We start from the raw sequence: 23,349 nt of genomic DNA, 5'->3' as shown, positions 1-23,349 counted from the left end.
GGCCGTTCGACCCCGGTATACGGCACCAACTCCGTCATACGGCACGGACCTCGGACTCCCCGAGCTGCTCGTGGTCCACCGCACGGACCTCCTCGCGCACGGGCTCAGTCATCGACAGCCCCCGCATCAACACCCAGTACCCCACCCCGGCCACCGTCCCCACGACCGCGCACAGCCCCCACAGCCACTCCGCCCCCCACCGGTCGATGACGAACCCGGACGTGAGCGGAGCGACCAGCGCCGCCACGGACCACGACATGGCGTACATCCCCTGGTAGCGGCCGCGCCCGTGCGTGGGCGACAGGCGGACGACCAGTCCCGTCTGCGTGGGCGCGTTCACGATCTCGGCGAGCGTCCACACGCACACCGTGAGCGCGATGACACCGACCGACCCCGCGAAGGCGGTGAGGCCGAAGCCGTACCCGGCGAGCACGGACGACACGACGAGCAGCCGGCGCGGATCACGGTGCTCGATGAAGCGCGTGACGGGGATCTGGAGGGCGACGATCAGGACGCCGTTGACCGCGATGGCGAGGCCGTAGTCGGCGGGCGTGAACCCGGCCGCCCCCATGGCCACCGGCAGCCCGATCGACCCCTGCTGGAAGATGAGCGCGACGAGGAAGGACAGCCCGACGACGCTCATGAAGCGCCCGTCGCGCAGCACGGTGCCCAGCCCGACACCGTCCCCGGTGTGCTTGCCGGCGGTGGCCGTGGCCGTGGGCCGCGACTCCGGCAGCTTCACGAAGACGAGGATCGCGCAGGCCATCGTCATCCCGGCCTCGATCAGGAAGCCCGCGCGATAGCTGACCTCCGCGATGAAGCCCGCCGCCATGGACGAGACGGCGAACCCCAGGTTGATCGCCCAGTAGTTGAGCGAGAACGCCCGCACCCGGTCCTCGGGCCGCACGATGTCCGCCATCATCGCCTGCACGGCGGGCCGCGAGGCGTTGCTGGCCGCGCCGACCAGGAAGGCGACGGCGGCGATGGCCACCGGGTCCCGCACGAAACCGAGCAGCGCGACGGCCACGGCGGTCGACGCCTGCGCGACGAGCAGCGTTGGCCGCCGGCCCAGCCGGTCGGCCATGACACCCCCGGCGAGCGAGGACAGCACTCCGCCGAGCCCGTGCAGCGAGGCGACGAGACCGGCGTACGAGGCGGAGTAACCGCGGTCGAGCGTCAGGTACAGCGCCATGAACGTGGCGACGAACCCTCCCAGCCGGTTCACGAGCGTGCTGGTCCACAGCCACCAGAACTCTCGTGGCAGCCCGGAGACGGTCTCCCGGACGGCGCGTCCCAGAGTGGTGGCAGGCATGGAGGTCCCCCGTAAAGTATGTAAGTGGCTCAGGCGGTGAGCACAACTTACGAGGACGACGGGCGCGCAGGCCACTCGATTAACAGAAGCAGTCAACCGAAGGGCGAACCGGTGCCCGGTACCGGCCGCCCGCGCGGGGAGCCAAGGCATTCGATTACGCTCAGGACCATGGCCGACGCACCGTACAAGCTGATCCTCCTCCGCCACGGCGAGAGCGAGTGGAACGCGAAGAACCTGTTCACCGGCTGGGTGGACGTCAACCTCAACGAGAAGGGCGAGAAGGAGGCGGTCCGCGGCGGTGAGCTGCTCAAGGACGCCGGCCTGCTGCCCGACGTGGTCCACACGTCCCTCCAGAAGCGCGCGATCCGCACCGCCCAGCTCGCGCTGGAGGCCGCCGACCGCCACTGGATCCCGGTCCACCGCAGCTGGCGCCTGAACGAGCGCCACTACGGCGCCCTCCAGGGCAAGGACAAGGCGCAGACCCTCGCCGAGTTCGGCGAGGAGCAGTTCATGCTGTGGCGCCGCTCGTACGACACGCCGCCGCCGCCGCTCGACGCGGACGCGGAGTACTCCCAGTTCCACGACGCGCGGTACGCGACGCTCCCGCCCGAGCTGCGCCCCCGCACGGAGTGCCTGAAGGACGTCGGCGTCCGCATGCTTCCGTACTGGTTCGACAACATCGTCCCGGACCTCCTCACCGGCCGCACGGTCCTCGTCGCCGCCCACGGCAACAGCCTCCGCGCCCTGGTGAAGCACCTCGACGGCATCTCCGACGAGGACATCGCGGGCCTGAACATCCCCACGGGCATCCCGCTCTCCTACGACCTGGACGCCGAGTTCAAGCCCCAGAACCCGGGCGGCACCTACCTCGACCCGGAGGCCGCGGCGGCGGCCATCGAGGCGGTCAAGAACCAGGGCAAGAAGAAGTAAGCCGGTACCAAGAAGCCCCCTACCTGCGGGTTCTCCGCGGGTAGGGGGCTTGTTGCTGTGCTGGGGCCGTCTCTGGGCCGTCAGGTGCGGGACGGCTCCGCCTGGGCCGTGTCGAAGACGGCGGCCACAGCCTTGCGGGTGCGCTCCTGGCTGGACGGCATCAGGTGCGCGTACACGCGGAGCGTCAGGCCCGGGTCCGAGTGGCCGAGGTACTCGGCGAGAGCCTTGATGTTCTCCCCGGCGTCCAGGAGCACCGACGCGTAGAAGTGCCGCAGCGCGTGCATGCCGTTCTCGCGGGACTCGGCGTAGGGCCGGCCGCGCTCGGGGACCGGGATGACTTCGGCCGCAGCGAGCGCCGGTTTCCACGCCTCCTCGTTGAGCGACGTACGCCAGACGTGCCCGCCCCGCGGCCCGGTGAAGATCAGCCGCTTGGTCACAGGGGGGCCGTCGGCCACCTTCCACGGCAACGTGATCTCGACCGGCGGGAACCGCTTCACGTGCTCCCGGAGCGCATCGGCGACAGGCCCGGGCAGCGGCACATCCCGCAGCTTGCCGCCCTTGGGCGGGGCGAACACGGCCTTGCTGCGGCTCAACTTCAGTTGCTGGACAACGTGGAGCATGTCCGACTCGAAGTCGATCGCGTCGACGGCCACGCCGAGGATCTCGCCCTGGCGGAGCCCGCAACCGGCGCCCAGGTCGACCATGGCCTGATAGCGCTCGGGCATGGCGCCCCGGACGGCGAAGACCCGCTCCGGCGTCCACGGGATCACACGCTTCGTGTCGACGGTCGGCGGCCGGACCGAGCGGGCAGCGCACGGGTTCCGGGGAAGGTGGCCGTCGTCCACGGCCGCGCTCAGGGCAGCCCGTACGTTGGAGTAGATCGTCCGCGCGTACGACCCCCGGACGCCGTTCTGCTGGAGCTGGCGCACCCAGTCACGGATGTGCGCGGGCTGGAAGGAGCCGAGCGGACGCGTGCCCAGATACGGGAAGGCGTGCAGCCGGAGCTGCGACTCCATCGACGCTTGGGTGTTCGGATCGGCGCCCTGGCTGGCCACCCAGGTTTCGGCGTACTGCTGGAACGTGATCCGGGCGGCGCGAGGGTCGATGTACTGCCCACGCGCCATGTCCGCCTCGATGTGCGCCAGCCACTGATCAGCGAGCCGCTTCTGTCGGTCGGGGAAGCTCTTGGACTTCTCCGTCCCATCCGGACCGACGTAGCGAGCGCGGTAGCGGAGGCCCGCCCCGTAGCGCTCGGTCTTGATCTTCCGAGCCTTCCCGTCCGGGCCGGTCTCGGTTCTGTACCAGCGGTCTTGAACGTGCCCGGCCATCAGGCAACCGCCCCGTTGAGCTGCGACTCCACCCACGCGCGTACGTCTGCCGGGTCGAAGCGCAGGTGCCGGCCGACCCGGAAGCCGCGAGGACCGGTGCGCTTACGGCGCCACTGGTAGACCGTCTCGACGCTGGGCAGGCCGAACATCGCCACCAGGTCGTCAGGAGTCAGGAACCGCGATGGCAGGGCGCGCGACTCGGCGGCCACGTCTGCGACGGCGAGGCGGCGGCTAGCCATGGGTGGGCTCTCCTTCAGTTCCGGGGGCGGGTTCGAGGGTTTCGGCGAGCCAGGCTTCGGCGTTGGTGAGGCCGGTACCGGCGTAGGCCCAGTGCGCGAGGACGTAGGTCGTCTCCGGCTCGGTCTCGCCGTCTGCGGCATGCGCTGCGGCTTGGGCGCGGCGCCATGCGGCGCGGGCGTCGCGGAGGGCGCCGAGGGTGGTGGAGTAGCGGCGGGACTTGGTGGAGAAGTGGCCGCGGAAGCCAAGCATGTGGGCCCAGGCGCGGAGCCGGAGGTCCTCCAGGTCCTTGCGGGCGCCGAGGACCCAGGCGGTGCGGATCATGCGGCGGGCGTGGTCGCTGATGTCGAGCTGGGCGAGTTCGGCGAGGAACTTCAGCGGCCGGTCCAGGGCCCCGGTCGCGGTCTCGGCGCCCTTGGTGGCGTACTTGGCGATGTACGCGGCCACCGCCCGTTCGGTGAGCTCCTGGCCGCCGTCGAAGTCGGCGGATCGGATGGTGCGTACGTCGAGCTGGCGGCCGAAGGCGAAGACGTGCTCGCGACCGTCGATGACGGGCCCGTCGACCTGCACGGCGGTGGTGGCGGCGCGGATGGCGTCGGTGAGCAGGTCGGCGGTGGCCCAGGCCGGGGGCGGGGTGTCGCCACCTTCGGGGCCGTCGATGCGGATGACGGCGTGGAAGTGGACCGCGCCGCGCTTCTGGTACTCGGCGACCTTGGCGAAGGACACCCGGGCGTACTCGCGGAAGTCCCGTTGGGTGAGGCCGGCGCGCTTGGCGACCTCACGGCGCAGGTAGATGGAGAAGCGCCGCCAGAGCGGACCGGCGTGCGCGTTCCAGAGGACGGCTGCCTCGTAGTCGTAGGTGTCGGGGTCGAGCGGAGTGCCGAGGGTGGGGTCGTCGGGGTCGTGGAGGGCGCCGCAGCGGCAGCGGCGGACGGTGCGGGCCGGGCCGGTGGGGCGGTTGTGGACAGGGCCGAAGCCGGGGGCGGTGAAGGTGGCGAAGACGCGGGGGTGGGTGGCGACGCGTTCGGGGACGCCCTTACCGCCGCGCAGGCCAGAGGTGATCAGGCGGAAGGTGTCGCGGCGGTAGACCTCCGCGCAGGCCGCGCAGCGGGTGGTGCGGCGGTTGTTGCAGCGCACCAGGAGGTTCCCGGCCGGGAGGCTGGAGGAGTCGAGGTGGTGGAGGACGTTGCCGATCTCGCCGGTGCGGGTGTTCAGGCCGTACTCGGTGCGGTGGCCGTCGAGGCGGATCGGGTGCGTGCAGCCGCCGAGGCCGGAGAGCTGGCGCAGGAGTGCGGGCATGGTGCCGAGTGCGGCCAGTTCGCCGAGTTCGTGGAGCGGGGGCGGGGTGGCGCGGGTGATGATGGGTCTTCTCCTTCTGGCTTCGGTCAGGAGGGACAGGGCCCCCGGGGCGGCGGATGCTTGGCGGTATCGAGGCCGTCCCGGGGGTCTGGTGTGTCGGTGTCAGCGGTGGTGCTGGTCGCGGAGCAGGGAGCGCAGGACCACGGCGGGGCCGCTGTTGCCTACTCGTCTAGTCATGTGAGCCGTTGATGATGTCCACGCCGGAGCGCGTGCCGGACTCGATGGCCGGGGCCATGAAGGTCTGCGAGAGCCAGAAGCCGAACAACGCGATCAGTACGACGACCCAGGTGCGGACGCCGAGGAACTTGACCGCTCCCCAGGCGAAGAAGCCGAGGACGAGGACGAGCGGCAGGCTGACGGTCACGGGGGCGGGGTCCTTTCAGCGGACGGGGCAGCGGTGGGTACGGGCGGCCAGTTCGGCGGCGGCGCGGCTGTCGTAGTCGGCGGAGAAGCCGCAGCGCGGGGCCGTGCAGGCGGCAGTGTGCTTCTCGCGGCCGCGACCGTCGTAGGACGTGCCGACCTGGACGGGGCCTATGCGGGTGACGGAGCGGAAGCGGCGGTTGGCGCTCATGTCGGTCTCCTTTCAGAGCTGGGCGGCGATGGCGTCGGCCATGGGCATGGGGACGCCGAGTCGGGCGCGCAGGGTCGGGGTGTCGATGGCCCTGCCGGTGCGGGTGTGGTGCTCGGTGGCGACTTTGCGGGCGTGCTCGACCAGGGCGGCCGGGACGGGGACCGCCGGCGGAGGAGCCGGGACGGGTGTCGGCTCGTTGACCGGTGGCGCCGGGAGCTCCGGTAAGGCGGGAACGGGCGCGTCCTCCTGGACCTCGACCTCAATGGGGCCGGGATTCTTCGAGGCGTCGACCTCCTTGTGTTCCTCCTCGCCCTGGTCCTCGGTGGCCTCGGTCTCGTTGTGCGGGGGTGGCGCCGAGTGGGCGAGGAGGGTGCCGCCGAGGAAGGCGACCGCGGGCCAGCCTGCGACGAGGATGCGGAGCCAGGCCGGTACGTGGTCCATGTCAAGCAGCCCGGCGGTGGCGACGTTCGCACCCAGGGACGCGGCGAGCGCGATGACGAACCAGCACCACCCGGCCGCCTTCGCGTCGCCGGACCGCAGCCGACGCCAGGCAGCGACGAGCAGCAGGTCGACCGAGATCGGGTAGGCCCACGCCTTCCACCCGTCCTGACCGGCCGCCAGGGCGATGTCATGCAGGTGGGCGAAGGACAGCGCGGCGGCGATGACCGCCTGGACGAGCACCGCGTCGACGCGGGCCAGCAGGGCGCGCATTCTGCGGCTCCTTACGGATTCGGGGCAGGGGAGGGGTAGGGACGTGGCGCGAGACGGTCACGCTGACCGGGTGGAGAGGGGTTGTAGATCAGTCGGTCACCGGACGCGGCCGGAGGACCGGGGCCGGTGGCGCGACCGGCCGTGCGGGCACGGCGGGCCGGAAGGGCGTGAGCGCGGGCAGGTCGGGGACCAGGTGGGCCGAGGCGTGGCAGATCTCGGCGGCGTCGGCGAGGGAGAGGTACGGCGTGCGGATGCGGGACCATCCGCCGGAGGTGTCACCGGCCACGGCGAGGCCGGGCCGTTCGGCCGCGATGGCGCAGGCGGCGGCGACCGCTTCGGGGGCGATATCGCCGAGCGCCATCTTGGCGGAGGCTTCATCGTTCACGCGGTGGCAGACCCGGCCGGTGAGCTGGGCCCGCAGCATGGTCGCGCCCCTGCCGAGTTCGGCGCCGAAGCGCTGCCCGCAGACCTCCAGGTAGATGCCGGCCGCGCGGCCGAGCTGGGCGAGGCGGATGAGCTGGGTGACCATCTCGTCCCGGCGTTCCTCCTCCTTCTTCGTGGCGGTGAGGAAGAGTTCGGCCACCTCGTCCACGAACAGCACGATGGGAGTCGGGCGTTCGTGCTCGGGCAGGCCCCAGATGTCGGAGGTCAGTTCCTCGTCCGGCGTGCCCGGCGCGATGCCCTGCCGGGCCTTGATCAGGTCGTAGCGGTCCTCCATCTCCCTGATGAGCACGGGCAGCAGCTCGGCGGCCTGATCGGGGTCGGTGGCCAGCGCCGACAGCCGCGGGGCGAAGGGCGCCAGCTCGACGCCACGCTTGCAGTCGATGCCGACCAGGGCGACCGGCTGGCGGGCGAGTCCGGCGACGAGGTGGCGCAGGTACATGGACTTGCCCGAGAGCGTGGCGCCCAGGGTGAGCCCGTGCGGCACGGCCCGGTAGTCGCGTACGAAGGGCGTGGCGTCCTCCCGCAGCGCCACCGGAATCCTCAGGAACCCGGCCGCCGACTTGCGCGGCATCCGGACCCGCCGCAGCACGTCGAAGCCGACGAGCCGCAGGTCCACGACGCCGGGCTTGACCAGGGTCACGTACACGGCGTGGACGCCCCAGGCGTGCCGCAGCCTCTCGGCGGAGGCGGCCACGTCGGCCGGTTCCTGCCCGGGAGCGAGCCGCAGCCGAAGCCGCAGCCCGGTCGAGGTGGGCCGGATGAGGCCGCGACGCGGCGGTACAGGCCGAACCTCACGGCGAGTGGTGGCCTGCACCGCCAGCATCCGCAGCCGGGACGGAGCGACGGTCAGTCCGCAGGCTTCCATGACCGAGCTGTACGAGCTGAGCAGCCGGGCGGTGGAGAGCGGCAGGCCGACCGTGGACCAGTAGACGCCGGGGTGCTTGGCCCGGGCGTAGGCGGCCCCACCGCCGAGTGCGGCGACGGGACCACCCACCTCCAGAAGCGTCGTCAGATCGGTCATCAGGCCGTGGCCCCCATGGCGGCCGGGAAGGCGGCCGGGGTCACAGCGGCGGCACGGTAGGCGATGCCGTGGCGCTGCTGGCCGTTGAACACGCTCTCCCAGGGTCGGGCCACCAGTCCCGGCAGCGAGACCGGCGAGCCGAGCGGGAGCCCTTCCGACACTCCGCTCTCAGGCACGGTCACCTTGATCAGGGACGACTCCCCCTCCTCGATGTAGACGACGCCGATCGTCATCAGCGCCTCTCCGCTGTTGGCGTCCTTGGCGATCTCGCCCGTCTGCCGGTCCCGGACCTTGGGCTCGGGCGCCTCGGTCAGCAGGATCGTCGCGGCCGAGGTCTCCACACGGATGGTGCGCAAGGCTTCTTCCCGTCTACTCGTCTATACAAGATGCAGTCTTCGAACCCGATCTCGCCGGGAACGGGGACCACTCTGACACACAACTTGCCCACTCGTCTATACGAGTATGCGTGTCGGGGTGTACGAGTTGGACGAGGCCGCTGCGCACGGCCGCCCGAAGGCCGCGATTGTCAGACCTTGCAGGCAGGCTCGGGTCATGCTGATTGCTATGAGCGCACGGGGTCACAGAGTGAAGCGTCCTTCGAAGCCGACGATAGGCACCATGCTCGCGAACCTGAGTCGCGACAACGAGCACATGGTCGTTGAACGACAGGACGAGGACCTTGCCGGGGACTGGTACATCCAGGTTCTGTTGCGCCAGAACAACACGTACCAGCTCGAGTACCGGGACGGCGTTGCAGCCGAGCACTACCAGACGCAGACCATCTCGCAGGAGAAGGTGCTCCGGGCGCTCCTCGGCTGGGCGGCCGGCACGTCGGAGTGGCGGAAGGAGTTCATGTGGAACAACATCAGCTCCACGTTCGGGCCCTCCGAGGCAAAGGTCGCGGCGGACCCCACCGCCTAGCGCCGACACCTTCCCGCTCATGTGATCACGTTGCCGGGAGCTGGTAGGAGAGGACGTATGCGTCTGCTGCCATGACCGTGTCGCAGACTTCCACGGCCCGGTTCTCGGTGTCGTAGGCGGTACGGATCAGGTGGATCACGGGCACGCCGGAGGCGAGCTGGAGCGTCTTGACCTCGGCGGGCGAGGGCATCCGGGCCCGGATCTCCTCCTCGAAGTGGTCGAGGTGGTGACCGAGTTCCTCCAGCCGGGCGTAGATGCCGCCGGGACCCGGATTGGGCTCGGCGATCTGCGTGCCGCGGGCGATGTCGAGCGGGAGGTAGGAGGTGGCGAACTCCACAGGCCGGCCGTCGAGGAGATACCGGCGCCGCCGGGCGAGTACCCGCCGCACGGACCCGAGGCGGGTGGAGATGTCCTGGCCGGCCTTCTCCTCCTTCACCTCCAGGCTGTCCACCTTCGGGTGACTGCCTACGGCGTCGGCCTCCACGATGAACGCGGACTTCCCCTGCTCGCGGTGGCGGCGGGCGAATCGGTCGGAGGCGAGCCGCCGCACCGGCGGCCGGGGCCGCACGAACACACCCTTGCCGTGCTCGGCATGGACCAGGCCCTCACCCTGGAGAACGGAGAAGGAGTTCCGCACCGTCATCCGGGACACCCCGTAGTGCTCCACCAGCTCGGCCTCCGAGGGCAGCTTCTCGCCCTCACTGAATCGCCCGCGGTCGATGGCCTCGCGCAGCTGGTCGGCGATCTGCCGGAAGACCGCACGATCACTCGTGGGGTCGAGGGCGCCGAGGTGGCTCGATAGAGACGTCACGCTTACTCCTTTAGGTATCTAGACGAGTGGGCGAGTGCTGTTGCTACGGTGGAGAGCCTAGCCAGCCGAGAGGGCCGAGGAACGTGACCGCTGACCGTCCGCATTCCGTGAGCGTCGCCGGAGTCATCGTCGACGACCAGGGCCGGGCCCTCTTGATCAAGCGCCGCGACAACGGCCACTGGGAACCCCCGGGCGGCATCCTCGAACGCGAGGAAACCATCCCCGAGGCCCTCCAGCGCGAAGTCCTCGAAGAGACCGGCATCAAGATCGAGCTCCCGGCGACCCTGACCGGTGTCTACAAGAACATGACCGGCCTGATCGTCTCGCTGGTTTTCCGCTGTCAGGCTGTCGACGGCGAACCCACCACCGGGGACGAGACCCGCGCACTGCGCTGGGCCACCCGCGAAGAGGTCATGGAGCTCGCCGAAGAGGCGTACGCGATCCGCGTCCTGGACGCACTCGATGCGATGTCCCCGCCGGCCGTCCGCGCGCACGACGGCGTGAAACTCGTCTAGCCCGATCCCGCTGCACATGGCGGCCTACCAGCACGAAGGAACTTGTATGCACGAGTATACGAGCACTGCCCGAGTCTGGGGCCTCACTTGCCCAGGTTTCCCGGAAGAGGTGAGCCGGGCCCGCCGCTGGACGCGGGACATCCTGCGGGACTCCCCACTGGCAGAAGAGGCCGCCCTGATCGTGAGCGAGCTGAGCTCCAACGCGATCCTCCACACAGCAAGCGGCCGGGAACACGGAAGCTTTTACCTCTCGCTCGCGGTGTCCCCGCAGGTGATCGCCTTGTCCGTGACGGACGAGGGAGGCGCGGACAGCGCCCCGAAGGCGGAGCACCCTGGAGACGACGCTGTACACGGCCGGGGCCTGAACATGGTCAGCGTGGTCGCGCACCGGGTCGTGGTTCACGACAGCCAGGACGGCTACACGGTCACCGCGGAGCTCTACACGGGCCCAGGCCCAGAAGGCCATCCCCGCTGACGATCGATCCGCCGCAGCCGTACCTCGACTGCACCCTGTTCTCACTAGGGTGCTCGCATGACGGAGGCCGATGTAGCAAGATCCGCGCCCAGGCAGCTCGCTGAGCTTTCTGGTGTGTACGACTTCCTGGATGAGATACGGCTGCGTCCCGGCATGTGGGTCCACCGCAGCTCGCTGCTGCACCTGGACTCCATGCTCACCGGTTACCGCGTCGCCCTCGGAGTGCACGACATCGAGGAGCCCTTCGACTTCTGGACTCCCGGGGGCTCAGCACCCTTCTCGGAGTGGTTGTGGCAACGACTGGGCTACCACAGTTCTCTGCGCTGGGCTGCCGAGATCGAGCGAGTAGCGAAGCAGGAGAACAGACCCGCCCTGAAGGAGTTCTTCGAGCTGCTCGACGAGTTCCGCGCCGTGCACCACAACCCTCACGACCAAGACCAGGCGGAGCCGGACGCTCATAGCTCAGGTGAAGCTGAACGGCCCAGCGCTGCCGACTGAGTTACAACCTTCTCTACTGGTTCAAGGCGGCTCGCTCCGCTCCCCGCGCGCGGCCCGGCCCCCGGCCGGGCCTGCGCTCCTGTCTCCGCCCCGCTCCAGCCCGGCCGGCGTCCGTGCCGCGCGCATAGCCATCAGCCGCCTGATGCCAGAGGAGGGATAGGTCGCCGCTAGGCCCTGTTACGAAAGTGAGTGCTGAGGCGCGCTAGCTACGGAGTTGGGTGAGTTGCCGGTTGCGCCCCTGCTGCCCGAAGGATCTCGGCAGTGTCAGGGTGAGGGCCGCTGTTCGCCCAGTCCAGCGGGGACTTGCCTGTGCCGTGGTCTTCGCGAAGGTTGGGATCGGCGCCATGCGTCAACAACTGCCGGATCGTTTCGGTGTGCCCCCAGCAGGCGGCTGCGCAGAGCGGTGTGCCCTCAGAGCCGAGGCCGCTGCTTTCGGTGTCGGGAGAAGCCCCGGCTTCGATGAGCAAACGAGCTATCTCGGCTTCGCCCTGCACTGAAGCCAGGTACAGCGGAGTGGTGCCGTCACTGTTCCGTCTCTCTGGACTCGCTCCACTGCGCAGCAGGGCCTTCGTGCGCATGGCGTCACCTGCCAGGACTGCTTCGAAGAGGTGGCGGGAGAGCTTCTTCTGCTGGCGCTGCTTCATAGCCGGTGAGGCTAGCGATTATGAGTACGCCGGAGCCATTCATATCCATTCGTTGATCGCCGCGACCAGCACAGTGGCTTCGTAGCGGACGGCGAGTTTGTCGTATCTCGTGGCCACGGCTCGGTGTCGCTTGAGGCGATTGATCCCACACTCGACCGCGTGGCGCTCGCGGTAGTCGGCCGGATCGAAATGCGGCGGCCGGCCGCCACGGGAGCCGAGCTTCTGGCGGTTGCGTGCCTGGTCTGCCTTGTCGGGGATGGTGCAGCGGATCCCGCGTCGGCGCAGGTAGGCGCGGTTTTTGCGGGAGGCGTACGCCTTGTCGGCCCGCACGCGATCGGGGCGGACGCGTGGCCGGCCCGGCCCGATGCGAGGCACGCGAACCTTCTCCAGCACGGGTTCGAACTGCGGTGAGTCCCCGCGCTGCCCGGCGGTCACCACGATCGACATAGGCTTCTGGCCTTGCTCGACGGCCAGGTGCAGCTTGGTGGTGAACCCGCCGCGCGAGCGTCCCAACCCGTGATCATTCGGCTCGGTGAACACACCGCCCGGTGGTTCCTTCTGCAAATCACCCTGCTTGCGGGCCCCGGCCGCATGCTGATGAGCGCGGCACACTGTGGAGTCGACGCTCAGTTCCCACGTGATCGCGCCTTTCGCGTCGGCCGGGGACTGGAGCCGGGTGAGGATCCGGTGCCATGTGCCGTCCCGCTGCCACCGGCGGAACAGGTCGTAGACCCGGTTCCACGGTCCGTATCCGACCGGGATGTCTCGCCACGGCACTCCGGTTCGGACCCGGAACCGTATGCCGTCGATCAGTTGCCGTCGAGGCCAGATCGGTGGCCGCCCCGCCCTGGCACCCTTCGGCAACAGTGTTTCCAGCACCGCCCACTGTTCGTCTGTGAGATCTCCCCGACCCATGATCTGTGATCATGCACAACCCAAGATCCACTTTCGATACATGGCCTAGGGCGATCGGCTCCATGGCTTTGAGTACCACTGCGGCGCGAGCCTTGCAGATCATGGCCCCAACGTCGTGCTTTAGCGGGCAGGTCCACAGACTGCCCGACGCGCCGGAAGCTTATGGGACCATGACCACTCGCGCCAAAGCAGCTCCAGCTCAAAGCCGTTCCGTCGACCTCTCATGTCCATCGAGAATCAGCATCACGGTCATCAACAAGCGAAATATTGCGACGCGGAACCAGATTGTCTGGCGCTTTCTTAGCCAGGTAGTCGCGAACCATCAGGTGACGGAACTCAAATGAGCCCAGACGGGGAATCAAGATTGATGACTTCCGCAGAGACTCAAGTACCTTGAAGTACCTTTTAGGGAGGAGTCCCCTTCGTACCATGATTGCCATGCACAGATGGCGCCTAATCAGGTCAGCGCCACCATTCTTCAGGGCGGCAAGCAGGCCAATGGGTACAGCATAAAACAGGGTGTTGACACCAGGCTGAAAGAGCAAGGCTGACTCGAGAGCCGGGTATAGAGCGTACATCGACAAACTTACGCAGGCGTAGAAACCGCCGCCAACAAGAAGGCCCACAGTCAACGCCGCCCGCCGCAGGCTTGCCAACTCCTCTCCCGGGAAGAGGGGCATGCGTGATCTTTCGGCCCGCTCTGAGGACCAGATCATGCGCATTGGAGGCCACATCATCGAGCAAGGGAATCCGATTACAACGATAGTGTCGACTGTAGCATTACCCGCAAACGGAATTAGTAGAGCTGCAACGATTCCTTGAGCAACGAATACGGCAATCAGTCGCTTGAAGAACAGCTTCACATTCTTTCGCGCCGCCGTCGTGCGAGATACTGGGGATAACGGCAACTCGTCCTTAGCTATTTTGACTGCTAGGTAGCCAAAGGTGAGAGGAAAAAGGAATGTGAGAGCCCAGTATACGGGTCGAACAGTCGACTCTTCAGCCGAGGCGGTCATGACGAAGCGAACCGCAATGGTCGGAACAATGAATGCTAAAAAACATGACCAAAGCATTGCTCTTTTTAGAGTAGGCTCAAGGGTTGCAGGGAAGTGTTCGACCACCGTCCGGTCTGGATAAAAGGCAACGAGCTTCCGCACTCTCAGTGTCTGGGCAATACTCGCTAGCCAAGAAGTCTGGACAGGGCCATGTAGGTTGAGATTTGCGCGTTTCTCGCAGTGTGATATGTACTCCCTCAGCAAAGCTGACTCGATGTCGCGCGACTCAGTAACGCCAATCGCTTCAGCATTGCGATAGGTGATCAACGCCAGACGGAGGAAAAGAGGATTCTGCAACAAGGAGCGAAATGCGCGACTGCCTTGGATTCCCTTCAGGAGCTGCTCGAAATCCGGACCAAAAGTGCTTACGGCGCCTACCAGGTCCTGCACTTTGATCGGATTTAAATCAATCGATCCGCGCAGCGCGAGGAACTTCCTGGCATCTTCATATTCTCTCTTCCTGCACGCTACGACTGCTTCCAGGTTCGGATAGCTGGATAGGAACTTGTTAAGTGCAACTATGCATTCCCGGCGCTGGCGAAGGCCAAGTTCGTCAAGGCCGTCAATGAAGAGAGCTAGTTCCCCGTCCGCGAACCAGCTCTGAAGATACTGCTCGTGAATCCCGTACTGTCGGTTAAGTGTGTCAATAACCCACTCTTTTATGTCCCGTCGGGGCCCCAGCCACGATGAGACATGGAGGTAGAATGGGATGGGATCATGCGGGTTTTCCTTAGCCCTTTCTAGGGAGTGCCGCATAACACGACGAATAATGTAAGTCTTACCGGCCCCGGGCTCACCGAGCACAAGCAGGCGCCCTAGGGATGATTCGAAAGCATAGGCCGCTTCAGTGCCTGATATATACTTACCGCTGGTTGCCCCGGGAAGAGTCGCAATCTCTCTGCGCGGGTGCGCAACATATCCCACGCCATATCTCGCCGTAACCGGGAACTCTGGACCATCATCTCCGGACCACAGGTCCTCTTCGGCAAGCCACTGCGGCAGCAGTGCAGTCACTAGTCGTTGGCGTACTTTGTCGGCTCGACTTTCACGCCAGAGGCTGGGCAAGTTGGCTGCCAGCTTACGGATTTTGATGTCTCTACCTGCGGCAAAGTGGCCCGATATTTCGACATCTCCATATATCGTCTTCGCGCCGTTACTTCCGCCTTTTTTGCGCAGCCGACTCCAGCGTTTGAGCATGGGTGGGCTTCTTACTGGCGGTCGAATCGTATGTCGCGACCTGCGACATACTTACCCCTGAGTGTCACGTCACCGTAGACTGTTCCGGCACCCTCAATCTTCGAGCCCGGCCTAGAAAGAAGCTGCTCCAGCTCCTGGGCGTCCTCGGGGTTCTCCCGCAGTGCTCTCAAGATTGCAGCGGAGAGATTCTCCTCGTCTGACCCCAATGCCAGGGCGATGCTGCTACGTGATGTCAGGAACGTGCGAAGTCGCTCGAACCATGATCGGGCCGCGGCGTCTGTAGCCGCTGCCGCGTGCGTAGAGAGGCCCGTCACGTAGGCGGCCGCCGCCGCGTCAGCGAGATGGACAAGTTCCATGGTTCCCCCCGATGGCCAGGTCTCAACTGCATAATCCTGCCACAGACACAGAGGCTCGAGTGGTGGTTTGCGCCAACAAGGATCGTCAACGCAGTCCAGCTGTCGTCCGTGCTGGCCACGTGTCAGATGGCACGTGGAGGCGCGGGAGACACCGGGGGTCAGGGCGGCGATGGGCTGGAGTGCACTGCTGCCCCGCCGCAGGGCAGGCGGATGCGCAACCTCAGACCACCTGAGCTTCCCAAGCTGAGTGCTCTGGCACCGTCGTCACGGGCTGGACGCCATGTCTTGCTCTGATCAACGGCGCCAGCGGCGTGGCTGAGTCCAGTTGTGGTGCAGCGAGGCACACGCGCGCCTGGTCGGTCGGCGTCCTCGCCGTCGTGGCTGACTGTCGCCAACTGAGGTTCAGGCGGGCCGCATCGAGGGAGCCCGCCGTCGTCGACCACGGCGAAGCTGGGCCGTCCCTGGGCCGTCCGAGGTCGCTCGACAGCAGCCAATAACGACCAACGACGACCACCAGGCGCACGGGCTCACCCTCCCCGACCAGCAAAAACCCAGCTCCCCAAGATCCCCGACAAGACCCAGGGCAAGAAGAAGTAAGCACGTACGCGTAAGCCCCCTGCCTGCGGGTTCTCCGTAGGCAGGGGGCTTTTCGAGGCCAGAGCCACTGGTAGCAGTCGGTCACTGCCGGCCCCGGTCACGCCCGACCCGCGCCGCCTCACACCCAGCCGCCATCTCGCTGACCCTGTGGCACCGCCGCTCGACCATGGCCAACTCCACTGGTACCAGCCCTGACCCGGTGTATCGGTCGTCGGAAGTAGGTCCTGCGCCTCAGGCGCGCTTCGCGCCCGCTTGGCTAGGTTCCGTCCTCATGGACACCGAGACCACGGGAACCGTCCGTCGCCAGACGGCGGAGCGTAGGCGCGATGCTCTGGAGCGACTCGTCAGCGAACGGGACGTATGGGTGTCGACGGCTCACCCTGAGCACGGGCCGCATCAGGTGCCGCTGTGGTTCCTGTGGGACGGGCGAGCAGTGTGGATGTGCACCAGCGCCACTTCCGTGACCGCACGGAACGTCCGCGAAGAGCCGCGCGTGCGCCTGGCGCTGCCGGACACCTTCGACGTGGTGCTCCTCCAAGGTGAGGCCGAGTGGTTCCCGGACCAGGTAGTGCCCGATGGCGCGGCGGAGGCGTTCGCCCACAAGTTCGGGTGGGATCCACGCGCGGAAGACGGCGCCTTCCTGTACGTACGCGTGATCCCGAGGACCGTGCGCGCTTGGCGCGGCGAGCCGGAACTGCGCGGGAGGGTCATCATGCGCGACGGGGTGTGGCTGGAGTAACGGCCGGCCGCCGCTCACGCACCCCAGCAATGGTCGATGTCCGGTCGGCCTCAGCCGCGCGTCATGGACGTCCAGGCCGTCCTCGACCGGCCGGGACCACGTATGCGCACAGTGATCGCAGAGGTACTGCGGCTACTTCAGTGACCGGTCCCGCCCGGTGGCGTCGTCCCCCAGAACCGTGCGCAACCGGTGTGACCGCCCCCGACCGCGCAACGCCGCGCCCGCACAACCCGCCACGACGGCGAGACCTGCCAGTACGCAGACAAGCGCGGTGATCGACGAGGAGACGTGCTCCACCGTCGAGCCGTCGGCGTAGACGCAGGCGCTGCGCAGCGGCCAGTACGCCTCCTCGATGCTCGTCAAGTCGGCACCGGAGACGCTCCGGCTCTCGCACAGGTCGGGGAACGGTGCTCCGAAGGCGATGGAGAACCAGCCGTAGCAGTACAGCGTCACAGCCGAAGAGCTGAAGGTCAGACTGAGGACCGCAAGAAATCGGGCCGGTGGCAGGGGCGGGGCGTTCAGCATCAGGACGACGGTCACGATGCCCGCCGCCGCAGTGGCCAGAGCGATGAGCAGCAGCACGCCCATCAGAGGCAGCAACACTGTGTCCCCTTTTTGCAGGGCAGGGAGGAAGCTCGATGGAAGAGGAACCCACATGGGCGGAGCTGCTTGTTGGTCTCCTCCTCATGGTGGCCGTCCCCACGGTCATCGGGGGGACGGTCCTCCTGTCCGTCATCGGACTGACGATGTGGGTGACGGCGCCGCTGCGGCGCCGTAGGCGGGACAGGCGCGCGTAGCGTGCCCGCCGCTCACTCGGCGACGGCGACCGTCGGAGGACCTCCCCGCTTCACCGAGGCGATCACGGCGGACACGGCGGCGGTCGCCGCGAGGCTGCCCAGCAGCAGGATGCCCACGCCGATCGCGAAGAGGCCGCTGGCGTCGTCCGACCAGTCGTAGGCCGCGGCGACGGCCAGGCCGACCGGAACGCCGAGCGCGGCGGCCGCGTTGCGGTGCCGGGACACCGCCCAGTACACCGGTGCCAGCAGGGTCAGGGCCAGCCCGATCACCTGCCACGCCTCGTACGGGCCCGTCACCGAGCCGTCGGGCTGTACGTCATGGTGCTGGTCCCAGCCCAGCCAGGCGGCCCACAGGGCGGACGCCGCCACGGCCGGCACGAGGTAGGTCAGCAGTCGGGACGCGAGTCCCGGTCGTCTTTGTTCCATGCCCCCAGCGTCTCGGTCCGCCCTGTGGCCCGACCAGCGCGCACATACTCATTTCCGTCCGAGTATCGCGGCCCCGAGCGATGCGCACCCGCGGCAGCGGCACGGCCGGACCGACGGCTCACATCGTCAACGGCACCGGATACAGCTCGTCCGCCTTGTGACCGGCGCGGTCGTGCACACGCTGGACCGCTTCGGCCGAGGGCGCCTCCGAGAGGCAGAAGACCGTGCCGGACCGCGGGTCCGCCCAGGTCCTCTCGAAGTGCACGCCCTCGTCCTTCTCCACGGCGAGGTCGGCCTCGTGGGCCTCGCGGAGCTGATCGGCCGTGATGCCCTGCATTCCGTGGTGGACGTCCATGTACTTCGCCATGGCTCCCTCCACCTCCTTACTCGGGACGGACTCCTGCCCCCATGCTGCTCCCAGAAGAAGGGCCCCGGAACACTCCCGGGGCCCTCCACTACGTACACCGTCGGCCCCACGGCCTCAGCCGTACGGACACGTACGGTCAGCCGCACTGGCAAGGGCCTCCCGACTGGCAGCCGCAGCCGCAGCCCGAGCCGCAGCCGCAGGCGCCGAGGACCGGCAGGGTCCTGGCGTCGGCGGGCTGCTGCGTCTCGCGTGCCTGGACGGGGTCGGGGATGGTGGGTTCGGCCATGGGTCCGGGTCCCTTCTCGGACGGAGGGTGAGGGATGGAGCAAGGAGCATGGAACGTGGAGCACGAGGCGCGGAGTACGAAGCGCGGAGCGGCGTGCCCACACCCCACGGCCCACACTCCATGGAATGCCCCTCCGACCCGGAGCGGGAACGGCGCACGCGGCGGCGCACGGGGGCTCCGCCGCGTGGTGGCTCAGGCCCCCTCGACCCCCGTGACCGGCTGGATGCCGGACTGGACGTCCGCCTGGAGGTCGTCCGCGTGCTCACCCGTCACCAGGTACACCACCCGCTTGGCGACCGACACCGCGTGGTCGGCGAAACGCTCGTAGTAGCGGCCCAGCAGGGTCACGTCGACGGCCGTCTCGATGCCGTGCTTCCAGCGGTCGTCGATCAGGTGCTGGAACAGCGTGCGGTGCAGCAGGTCCATCTCGTCGTCGTCCTGCTCCAGCTGCAGCGCCAGGTCCACGTCCTTGGTGACGATGACCTCGGCGGCCTTCGCCATCAGCCGCTGGGCGAGCTGGCCCATCTCCAGGATCGTGGCGTGCAGGTCCTGCGGGACCGCGCGCTGCGGGAAGCGCAGCCGGGCCAGCTTCGCCACGTGCTGGGCCAGGTCGCCCGAACGCTCCAGGTCCGCGCTCATGCGCAGCGAGGTCACGACGATGCGGAGGTCCGTGGCCACCGGCTGCTGACGGGCCAGCAGGGCTATCGCGCGCGCCTCCAGCTCGTGCTGCAGGTCGTCGACCTTCTTGTCGGCCTCGATGACGTGCTCCGCCAGCTTCAGGTCGCCGTCGAGGATCGCCGTGGTGGCGCGCCCGATCGCCGACCCGACCAGCCGGGCCATCTCGACCAGGCTCTCGCCGATCGAGTCCAGTTCCTCGTGGTACGCGTCCCGCATCTGGGGTCTCTCTTCCTCTTTGTGTCGGCTATCGGGTTCCCGGATTCCGGTGGGTATCGCCCGCGACAGCTCCGCCGGTGCAGGCCCCGGTGTCACTCCGGTGCAGGTCCCGGTGTCACCCCCCGGTGCGAGCCCCGGCCGGAACACGGCCCCTGGAACCCCACGCTCCCACGTTCGGCCCCGCACGCGTCCGTTTCCGGCATCCCAAATGAATCACCACTGGCTCCAAGGTGAACTCTGGGCGACGAGTGCTTCAGGTCGCACTCGGATGGCTGTGGACGGGCGCGATCTCGTGCCTAACCTGGACGCATGGACGTGAACGCGGCGGTCGCCGCAGTGGCGGCGATCGCCGGATTGCTCACCGGGGTGATCGCCGTGCTGGCATTCCGCTTCAGTGAGCGCGAGCAGAAGCGTCCGACCCGGTCCTCGCTGCACACCGACCCGGTGCTGCCGCCCGGCGTCGACACCGTGCTGTCCGTGCTCCGCTCCTCCGCCGTCGTGCTCGACGAGGCGGACTCCGTGGTCAAGGCCAGCTCCGCCGCGTACGCCCTCGGGCTGGTGCGCGGCGGGCGGCTGGCCGTCGAGCCGATGCTGCAGATGGCCCGGGACACCCGCCGGGACGGTGAGATACGCCAGGTCGAGCTGGACCTGCCGCGGCGCGGCACCGGCCGCGGCGAGGCCCTCGCCGTGTCCGCGCGCGTCGCGCCGCTCGGCTCCCGGCTGGTGCTGCTGCTGGTGGAGGACCTGACGGAGGCCCGTCGCATCGAGGCCGTACGGCGCGACTTCGTGGCCAACGTCAGCCATGAGCTGAAGACCCCGGTCGGCGCGCTCTCCCTGCTCTCCGAGGCCGTCATGGACGCCAGCGACGACCCGGAGGCCGTGCAGCGCTTCGCCGGCCGCATGCAGATAGAGGCCACCCGACTGACCAACCTGGTGCAGGAGCTCATCGACCTGTCCCGGGTGCAGAACGACGACCCGCTGGAGGACGCCGAGCCGGTGCGCGTCGACGAGCTCGTCGCCGAGGCCATCGACCGGTGCCGCCACCAGGCCGGGACCAAACAGATCACCATGGCGGCCGGCGGGACGGCGGACCTGCACGTGTGGGGCGACCGCGGCCAGCTCGCCGCCGCCCTCGGCAACCTCGTCGAGAACGCCGTCAACTACTCTCCCGCCCGTACCCGCGTCGGCATCGCCGCGCGCCGGGTGTCCGCACCGGGCGGCGAACTGATCGAGGTGGCGGTGACCGACCAGGGCATCGGCATCTCGGACAAGGACAAGGAGCGTATCTTCGAGCGCTTCTACCGCGTCGATCCGGCCCGCTCCCGTGCCACCGGTGGTACGGGCCTCGGGCTCGCGATCGTCAAACACGTGGCCGCCTCGCACGGCGGGGAGGTCACGGTGTGGAGCTCCGAGGGTCAGGGCTCCACGTTCACCCTGAGGCTGCCGGAGGCGGGTGCGGCCCGCGACCGAACGCAACAGCAGCCCCGCCTCGACGACGAGGACGGGCAGTCCCACGAACCATCCCCGTACGCATCGCTTCCCGCCCCGGAGGTCCTTCCGTGACCCGAGTGCTCGTCGTCGAGGACGAGGAATCCTTCTCCGACGCCCTGTCCTACATGCTCCGCAAGGAGGGCTTCGAGGTCGCCATCGCGACCACCGGCCCCGACGGCCTCGACGAGTTCGAGCGCAACGGCGCCGACCTCGTCCTCCTCGACCTGATGCTGCCCGGCCTGCCGGGCACCGAGGTCTGCCGCCAGCTGCGCGGCCGCTCCAACGTCCCGGTGATCATGGTCACCGCCAAGGACAGTGAGATCGACAAGGTCGTGGGCCTGGAAATAGGAGCCGACGACTACGTCACCAAGCCGTTCTCCTCGCGCGAGCTGGTCGCGCGCATCCGTGCCGTACTGCGCCGCCGGGGAGAGCCCGAGGAGGTCGCCCCGGCCGCGCTGGAGGCCGGTCCGGTCCGCATGGACGTCGACCGGCACGTGGTCACGGTCGCGGGCTCCAAGATCGACCTCCCGCTCAAGGAGTTCGACCTGCTGGAGATGCTGCTGCGCAACGCCGGCCGCGTCCTGACCCGCATGCAGCTCATCGACCGCGTGTGGGGCGCCGACTACGTGGGCGACACCAAGACCCTCGACGTCCACGTCAAGCGGCTGCGCGCCAAGATCGAGCCGGACCCGGGCGCGCCCCGCTACCTGGTGACCGTGCGCGGCCTGGGCTACAAGTTCGAGCCGTAGACCGGACGCACCCGCCAGCACGGACGCACGGACGTACGGTCCGAGGGACGCACGGTCCGAGGGACGTACGGTCCGAGGCACCGAGGCACCGAGGCAAGAGGAAGGGCGGCACCCCCACACGGGGGTGCCGCCCTTCGCCCGTACGGCGCCGCGCGGGCGCCGTACGGTGGATCACTCGCCGTCGCGCGGGTCGGAGCCGGAGGGCCGCACGTCGGGGTCCGCGTCGCCGGTCTCGCCCGCCGAGGCGGAGGCGGACGCGGAGTCGGACGGCGTCTCGACGGGCGCACCGGACTCGGAGGGCGCACCGGACTCGGAGGGCGAGGCGGCGGCGTCGGGCACCTCGCTCGGGCCCCACCCGGTGAAGTAGCTCTCGGCCGGGACGACGAGCGCGGGCAGGCTCACCTCACCGGTCTCGCTGAAGTTGAACGTGATCTCCTGGGCGTTGCCGTCCTGGATGGCCTCACGGCTGCTCGGGAGTACCGCGGCGGCGTTGCCCTCACCACCGAGGACGACGTGGCCGCCGGCCGGGACGGTCAGCTTGCCGCTGCCCTCCGCGGGGTGGATCTCGGCGGTCTTGCCGGTGCCGTCCACGGTGATGGAGTCGATCGTCTGGTCGCTCCTGCCGTTGTTGAACAGGGTCGCGGAGACGACCGCCGGACCCGTCGACTCGCGGTCGGGCTGGGTGATGACGACTGCGTTCTGGACCTTGATGTCACCGACGGCGGTCATGGCCTGGTCCGGCACGATGTTCAACGACTGGGCGTTGTGGCCGGCACCGCACGCGGCGAGCGAGGCGATCGAGAACGCGATGGCGGCGGCGGCGAGGGCGCCGCGTCGAAGGCTGCTGCTCACGGCGGCGGCAACTCCTTGAACGTGGGCGGTACGGGAGGCGGGCGGCCGTACCGAGGTAAAGCCGCCCTAAGGGTTGGTCAGCGGCCTCAGGTTACCGAGCCGTCCCCCGGGCGCGGCACCCGACCCTCCCCAAGAGTGCGGCTTCCCCCGGGCAGGGGCACGCGATTTCGCGTCACTGCTCCCTCTCGCGCATCGGGCCCGCTCGTTCGGATGGATGTCGGCGAAGCCTGCCGTCCGCCATTCGCATTAGCGGCGGCGGTGTCCCGGGCATCCGCCCTGCGGATTTCCGGTGCGGAATGCGGGACGGGACCAGAAAATCGATCACCGGGCGATCACCGAGGAGATACGCGTCCGGAACGGCGACCGGAAGATCGGCGGCGAGAACGGCCACGTCGTGAGTGCCGGTTACGGCGGTCGCACAACGGCTGGAACAACATGTGGCTTGATCAATTCCGGATTCGGCTCGTACCCGACTCAGGTCGCCGAACGGAGTAGCGCACGTCGCACACATGGAGGCGGACATAACGGGACGTTCGGGCGTCTCCGGCAAGCTCCGGATGTGTGTAACGTACGCGTTTCACCCCGCCTGCAGAGACGCTCCGACCTGCGAATACCCTGTTCCGTTCGCCGTCCGAAGCACGTTCCTGTTGCTGTTGTCAAGCCCCGAGATATGCCCTGACCTGCGAAAACGCCATTCAGAAGACGCCGTATCCGTGTTACCCTGGATAGCCACGGAAGGGGTACCTGTCACATGACGTTCAAGGTTGGCGACACCGTGGTCTATCCCCATCACGGGGCCGCGCTGATCGAGGCTATCGAAACTCGCCAGATCAAAGGCGTGGACAAGACCT

General features: G+C 68.3%; 30 protein-coding genes. 10 read left to right on the top strand and 20 right to left on the bottom strand.

The window, feature by feature from the left end; all coding sequences use genetic code 11:
• Positions 1-34: 34 nt before the first annotated feature.
• A complete protein-coding gene (locus UW392_RS42965; protein WP_320780732.1) occupies positions 35-1,312 on the bottom strand; it encodes an MFS transporter in 1,278 nt (425 codons plus the stop codon).
• A 168-nt stretch (positions 1,313-1,480) separates the two neighbouring features.
• Here UW392_RS42965 and UW392_RS42960 point away from each other — a divergent pair, with 168 nt between their 5' ends.
• A complete protein-coding gene (locus UW392_RS42960; RefSeq protein ID WP_320780731.1) occupies positions 1,481-2,242 on the top strand; it encodes a phosphoglyceromutase in 762 nt (253 codons plus the stop codon).
• Positions 2,243-2,322: 80 nt separating this feature from the next.
• On the opposite strand, the gene UW392_RS42955 is transcribed toward UW392_RS42960, so the two are convergent.
• The 8 genes from UW392_RS42955 to UW392_RS42920 all read right to left on the bottom strand — a co-directional run bounded on the left by UW392_RS42955 (position 2,323) and on the right by UW392_RS42920 (position 8,269).
• Entirely contained in the window at positions 2,323-3,570 is a 1,248-nt protein-coding gene (locus UW392_RS42955) for a tyrosine-type recombinase/integrase (protein WP_320780730.1), read from the bottom strand.
• On the bottom strand, positions 3,570-3,809 hold the full coding sequence (locus UW392_RS42950; RefSeq protein ID WP_320780729.1) for a helix-turn-helix domain-containing protein: 240 nt from the start codon (positions 3,807-3,809) through the stop codon (positions 3,570-3,572). Before UW392_RS42950 ends, UW392_RS42955 begins: the two co-directional genes overlap by 1 nt.
• The gene (locus UW392_RS42945; RefSeq protein ID WP_320780728.1) at positions 3,802-5,106 is read right to left on the bottom strand and encodes a replication initiator; all 1,305 of its coding nucleotides are present in this window, start codon (positions 5,104-5,106) and stop codon (positions 3,802-3,804) included. The genes UW392_RS42950 and UW392_RS42945 overlap by 8 nt, the downstream gene beginning before the upstream one ends.
• Before the next feature lie 229 nt (positions 5,107-5,335).
• Positions 5,336-5,530 carry a hypothetical protein gene (locus tag UW392_RS42940; protein WP_189214719.1) on the bottom strand — a complete coding sequence of 65 codons (195 nt, stop codon included), beginning with the start codon at positions 5,528-5,530 and terminating at the stop codon, positions 5,336-5,338.
• Between the two features lie 15 nt (positions 5,531-5,545).
• Positions 5,546-5,737, bottom strand: coding sequence for a mobile element transfer protein (locus UW392_RS42935; RefSeq protein WP_004986816.1), 192 nt, complete (start codon positions 5,735-5,737; stop codon positions 5,546-5,548).
• A 12-nt stretch (positions 5,738-5,749) separates the two neighbouring features.
• On the bottom strand, positions 5,750-6,448 hold the full coding sequence (locus tag UW392_RS42930; RefSeq protein WP_320780727.1) for a DUF2637 domain-containing protein: 699 nt from the start codon (positions 6,446-6,448) through the stop codon (positions 5,750-5,752).
• Between the two features lie 88 nt (positions 6,449-6,536).
• On the bottom strand, positions 6,537-7,913 hold the full coding sequence (locus UW392_RS42925) for an FtsK/SpoIIIE domain-containing protein (protein ID WP_320780726.1): 1,377 nt from the start codon (positions 7,911-7,913) through the stop codon (positions 6,537-6,539).
• On the bottom strand, positions 7,913-8,269 hold the full coding sequence (locus UW392_RS42920) for a hypothetical protein (protein ID WP_320780725.1): 357 nt from the start codon (positions 8,267-8,269) through the stop codon (positions 7,913-7,915). The genes UW392_RS42925 and UW392_RS42920 overlap by 1 nt, the downstream gene beginning before the upstream one ends.
• 262 nt (positions 8,270-8,531) lie before the next feature.
• Here UW392_RS42920 and UW392_RS42915 point away from each other — a divergent pair, with 262 nt between their 5' ends.
• A complete protein-coding gene (locus tag UW392_RS42915) occupies positions 8,532-8,834 on the top strand; it encodes a hypothetical protein (protein WP_320780724.1) in 303 nt (100 codons plus the stop codon).
• A gap of 25 nt (positions 8,835-8,859) precedes the next feature.
• On the opposite strand, the gene UW392_RS42910 is transcribed toward UW392_RS42915, so the two are convergent.
• Complete coding sequence (locus tag UW392_RS42910) at positions 8,860-9,645, bottom strand: GntR family transcriptional regulator (RefSeq protein WP_320780723.1); 786 nt, start codon at positions 9,643-9,645, stop codon at positions 8,860-8,862.
• Positions 9,646-9,752: 107 nt separating this feature from the next.
• Between UW392_RS42910 and UW392_RS42905 the strand changes: the two genes are divergently transcribed.
• Genes UW392_RS42905 through UW392_RS42895 form a run of 3 tightly spaced genes read left to right on the top strand, consistent with a single transcriptional unit; the run spans position 9,753 to position 11,133 of the window.
• Complete coding sequence (locus UW392_RS42905; RefSeq protein WP_320780722.1) at positions 9,753-10,160, top strand: NUDIX hydrolase; 408 nt, start codon at positions 9,753-9,755, stop codon at positions 10,158-10,160.
• A gap of 46 nt (positions 10,161-10,206) precedes the next feature.
• Complete coding sequence (locus UW392_RS42900; protein ID WP_320780788.1) at positions 10,207-10,635, top strand: ATP-binding protein; 429 nt, start codon at positions 10,207-10,209, stop codon at positions 10,633-10,635.
• Positions 10,636-10,692: 57 nt separating this feature from the next.
• Entirely contained in the window at positions 10,693-11,133 is a 441-nt protein-coding gene (locus tag UW392_RS42895; RefSeq protein ID WP_320780721.1) for a hypothetical protein, read from the top strand.
• Positions 11,134-11,339: 206 nt separating this feature from the next.
• Here the strand turns inward: UW392_RS42895 and UW392_RS42890 are convergent, their stop codons facing one another.
• From UW392_RS42890 to UW392_RS42875, 4 genes are all read right to left on the bottom strand, one after another.
• Entirely contained in the window at positions 11,340-11,777 is a 438-nt protein-coding gene (locus UW392_RS42890) for an ankyrin repeat domain-containing protein (RefSeq protein ID WP_320780720.1), read from the bottom strand.
• 39 nt (positions 11,778-11,816) lie between these two features.
• Entirely contained in the window at positions 11,817-12,692 is an 876-nt protein-coding gene (locus tag UW392_RS42885; protein WP_320780719.1) for an IS5 family transposase, read from the bottom strand.
• 221 nt (positions 12,693-12,913) lie between these two features.
• Entirely contained in the window at positions 12,914-14,944 is a 2,031-nt protein-coding gene (locus UW392_RS42880) for an NACHT domain-containing protein (RefSeq protein WP_320780718.1), read from the bottom strand.
• An 11-nt stretch (positions 14,945-14,955) separates the two neighbouring features.
• The gene (locus UW392_RS42875; protein ID WP_320780717.1) at positions 14,956-15,300 is read right to left on the bottom strand and encodes a hypothetical protein; all 345 of its coding nucleotides are present in this window, start codon (positions 15,298-15,300) and stop codon (positions 14,956-14,958) included.
• Between the two features lie 868 nt (positions 15,301-16,168).
• Here UW392_RS42875 and UW392_RS42870 point away from each other — a divergent pair.
• Positions 16,169-16,636 (top strand): pyridoxamine 5'-phosphate oxidase family protein, encoded by a 468-nt coding sequence (locus UW392_RS42870; protein WP_320780716.1) that lies wholly within the window; start codon positions 16,169-16,171, stop codon positions 16,634-16,636.
• Between the two features lie 132 nt (positions 16,637-16,768).
• Here the strand turns inward: UW392_RS42870 and UW392_RS42865 are convergent, their stop codons facing one another.
• On the bottom strand, positions 16,769-17,224 hold the full coding sequence (locus UW392_RS42865) for a hypothetical protein (protein ID WP_320780715.1): 456 nt from the start codon (positions 17,222-17,224) through the stop codon (positions 16,769-16,771).
• A gap of 50 nt (positions 17,225-17,274) precedes the next feature.
• On the opposite strand from UW392_RS42865, the gene UW392_RS42860 reads away from it, so the two are divergent.
• Complete coding sequence (locus tag UW392_RS42860) at positions 17,275-17,433, top strand: hypothetical protein (protein WP_320780714.1); 159 nt, start codon at positions 17,275-17,277, stop codon at positions 17,431-17,433.
• A gap of 12 nt (positions 17,434-17,445) precedes the next feature.
• Here the strand turns inward: UW392_RS42860 and UW392_RS42855 are convergent, their stop codons facing one another.
• The 4 genes from UW392_RS42855 to phoU all read right to left on the bottom strand — a co-directional run bounded on the left by UW392_RS42855 (position 17,446) and on the right by phoU (position 19,406).
• Positions 17,446-17,859: a hypothetical protein gene (locus UW392_RS42855; RefSeq protein WP_320780713.1), complete on the bottom strand. Its 414-nt coding sequence runs from the start codon at positions 17,857-17,859 to the stop codon at positions 17,446-17,448.
• Positions 17,860-17,977: 118 nt separating this feature from the next.
• Positions 17,978-18,226 (bottom strand): SCO4226 family nickel-binding protein, encoded by a 249-nt coding sequence (locus tag UW392_RS42850; protein ID WP_320780712.1) that lies wholly within the window; start codon positions 18,224-18,226, stop codon positions 17,978-17,980.
• A gap of 136 nt (positions 18,227-18,362) precedes the next feature.
• Positions 18,363-18,512 (bottom strand): hypothetical protein, encoded by a 150-nt coding sequence (locus tag UW392_RS42845; protein ID WP_320780711.1) that lies wholly within the window; start codon positions 18,510-18,512, stop codon positions 18,363-18,365.
• A 192-nt stretch (positions 18,513-18,704) separates the two neighbouring features.
• Positions 18,705-19,406, bottom strand: a complete 702-nt coding sequence (phoU, locus tag UW392_RS42840) for a phosphate signaling complex protein PhoU (protein WP_320780710.1) — start codon at positions 19,404-19,406, stop codon at positions 18,705-18,707.
• A gap of 309 nt (positions 19,407-19,715) precedes the next feature.
• Here phoU and UW392_RS42835 point away from each other — a divergent pair, with 309 nt between their 5' ends.
• Entirely contained in the window at positions 19,716-20,969 is a 1,254-nt protein-coding gene (locus UW392_RS42835; protein WP_320780709.1) for a sensor histidine kinase, read from the top strand.
• On the top strand, positions 20,966-21,646 hold the full coding sequence (locus UW392_RS42830; protein ID WP_320780708.1) for a response regulator transcription factor: 681 nt from the start codon (positions 20,966-20,968) through the stop codon (positions 21,644-21,646). Before UW392_RS42835 ends, UW392_RS42830 begins: the two co-directional genes overlap by 4 nt.
• 171 nt (positions 21,647-21,817) lie before the next feature.
• On the opposite strand, the gene UW392_RS42825 is transcribed toward UW392_RS42830, so the two are convergent.
• Positions 21,818-22,498: a DUF461 domain-containing protein gene (locus tag UW392_RS42825; protein ID WP_320780707.1), complete on the bottom strand. Its 681-nt coding sequence runs from the start codon at positions 22,496-22,498 to the stop codon at positions 21,818-21,820.
• Positions 22,499-23,249: 751 nt separating this feature from the next.
• On the opposite strand from UW392_RS42825, the gene UW392_RS42820 reads away from it, so the two are divergent.
• On the top strand, positions 23,250-23,349 hold a 100-nt coding region (locus UW392_RS42820; RefSeq protein ID WP_320778885.1), incomplete at its 3' end, for a CarD family transcriptional regulator.

This window comes from Streptomyces sp. CRN 30, assembly GCF_034105845.1.
Note: the sequence above shows the minus strand (reverse complement) of the source record. Positions and strands in the feature narration are given on the sequence as shown.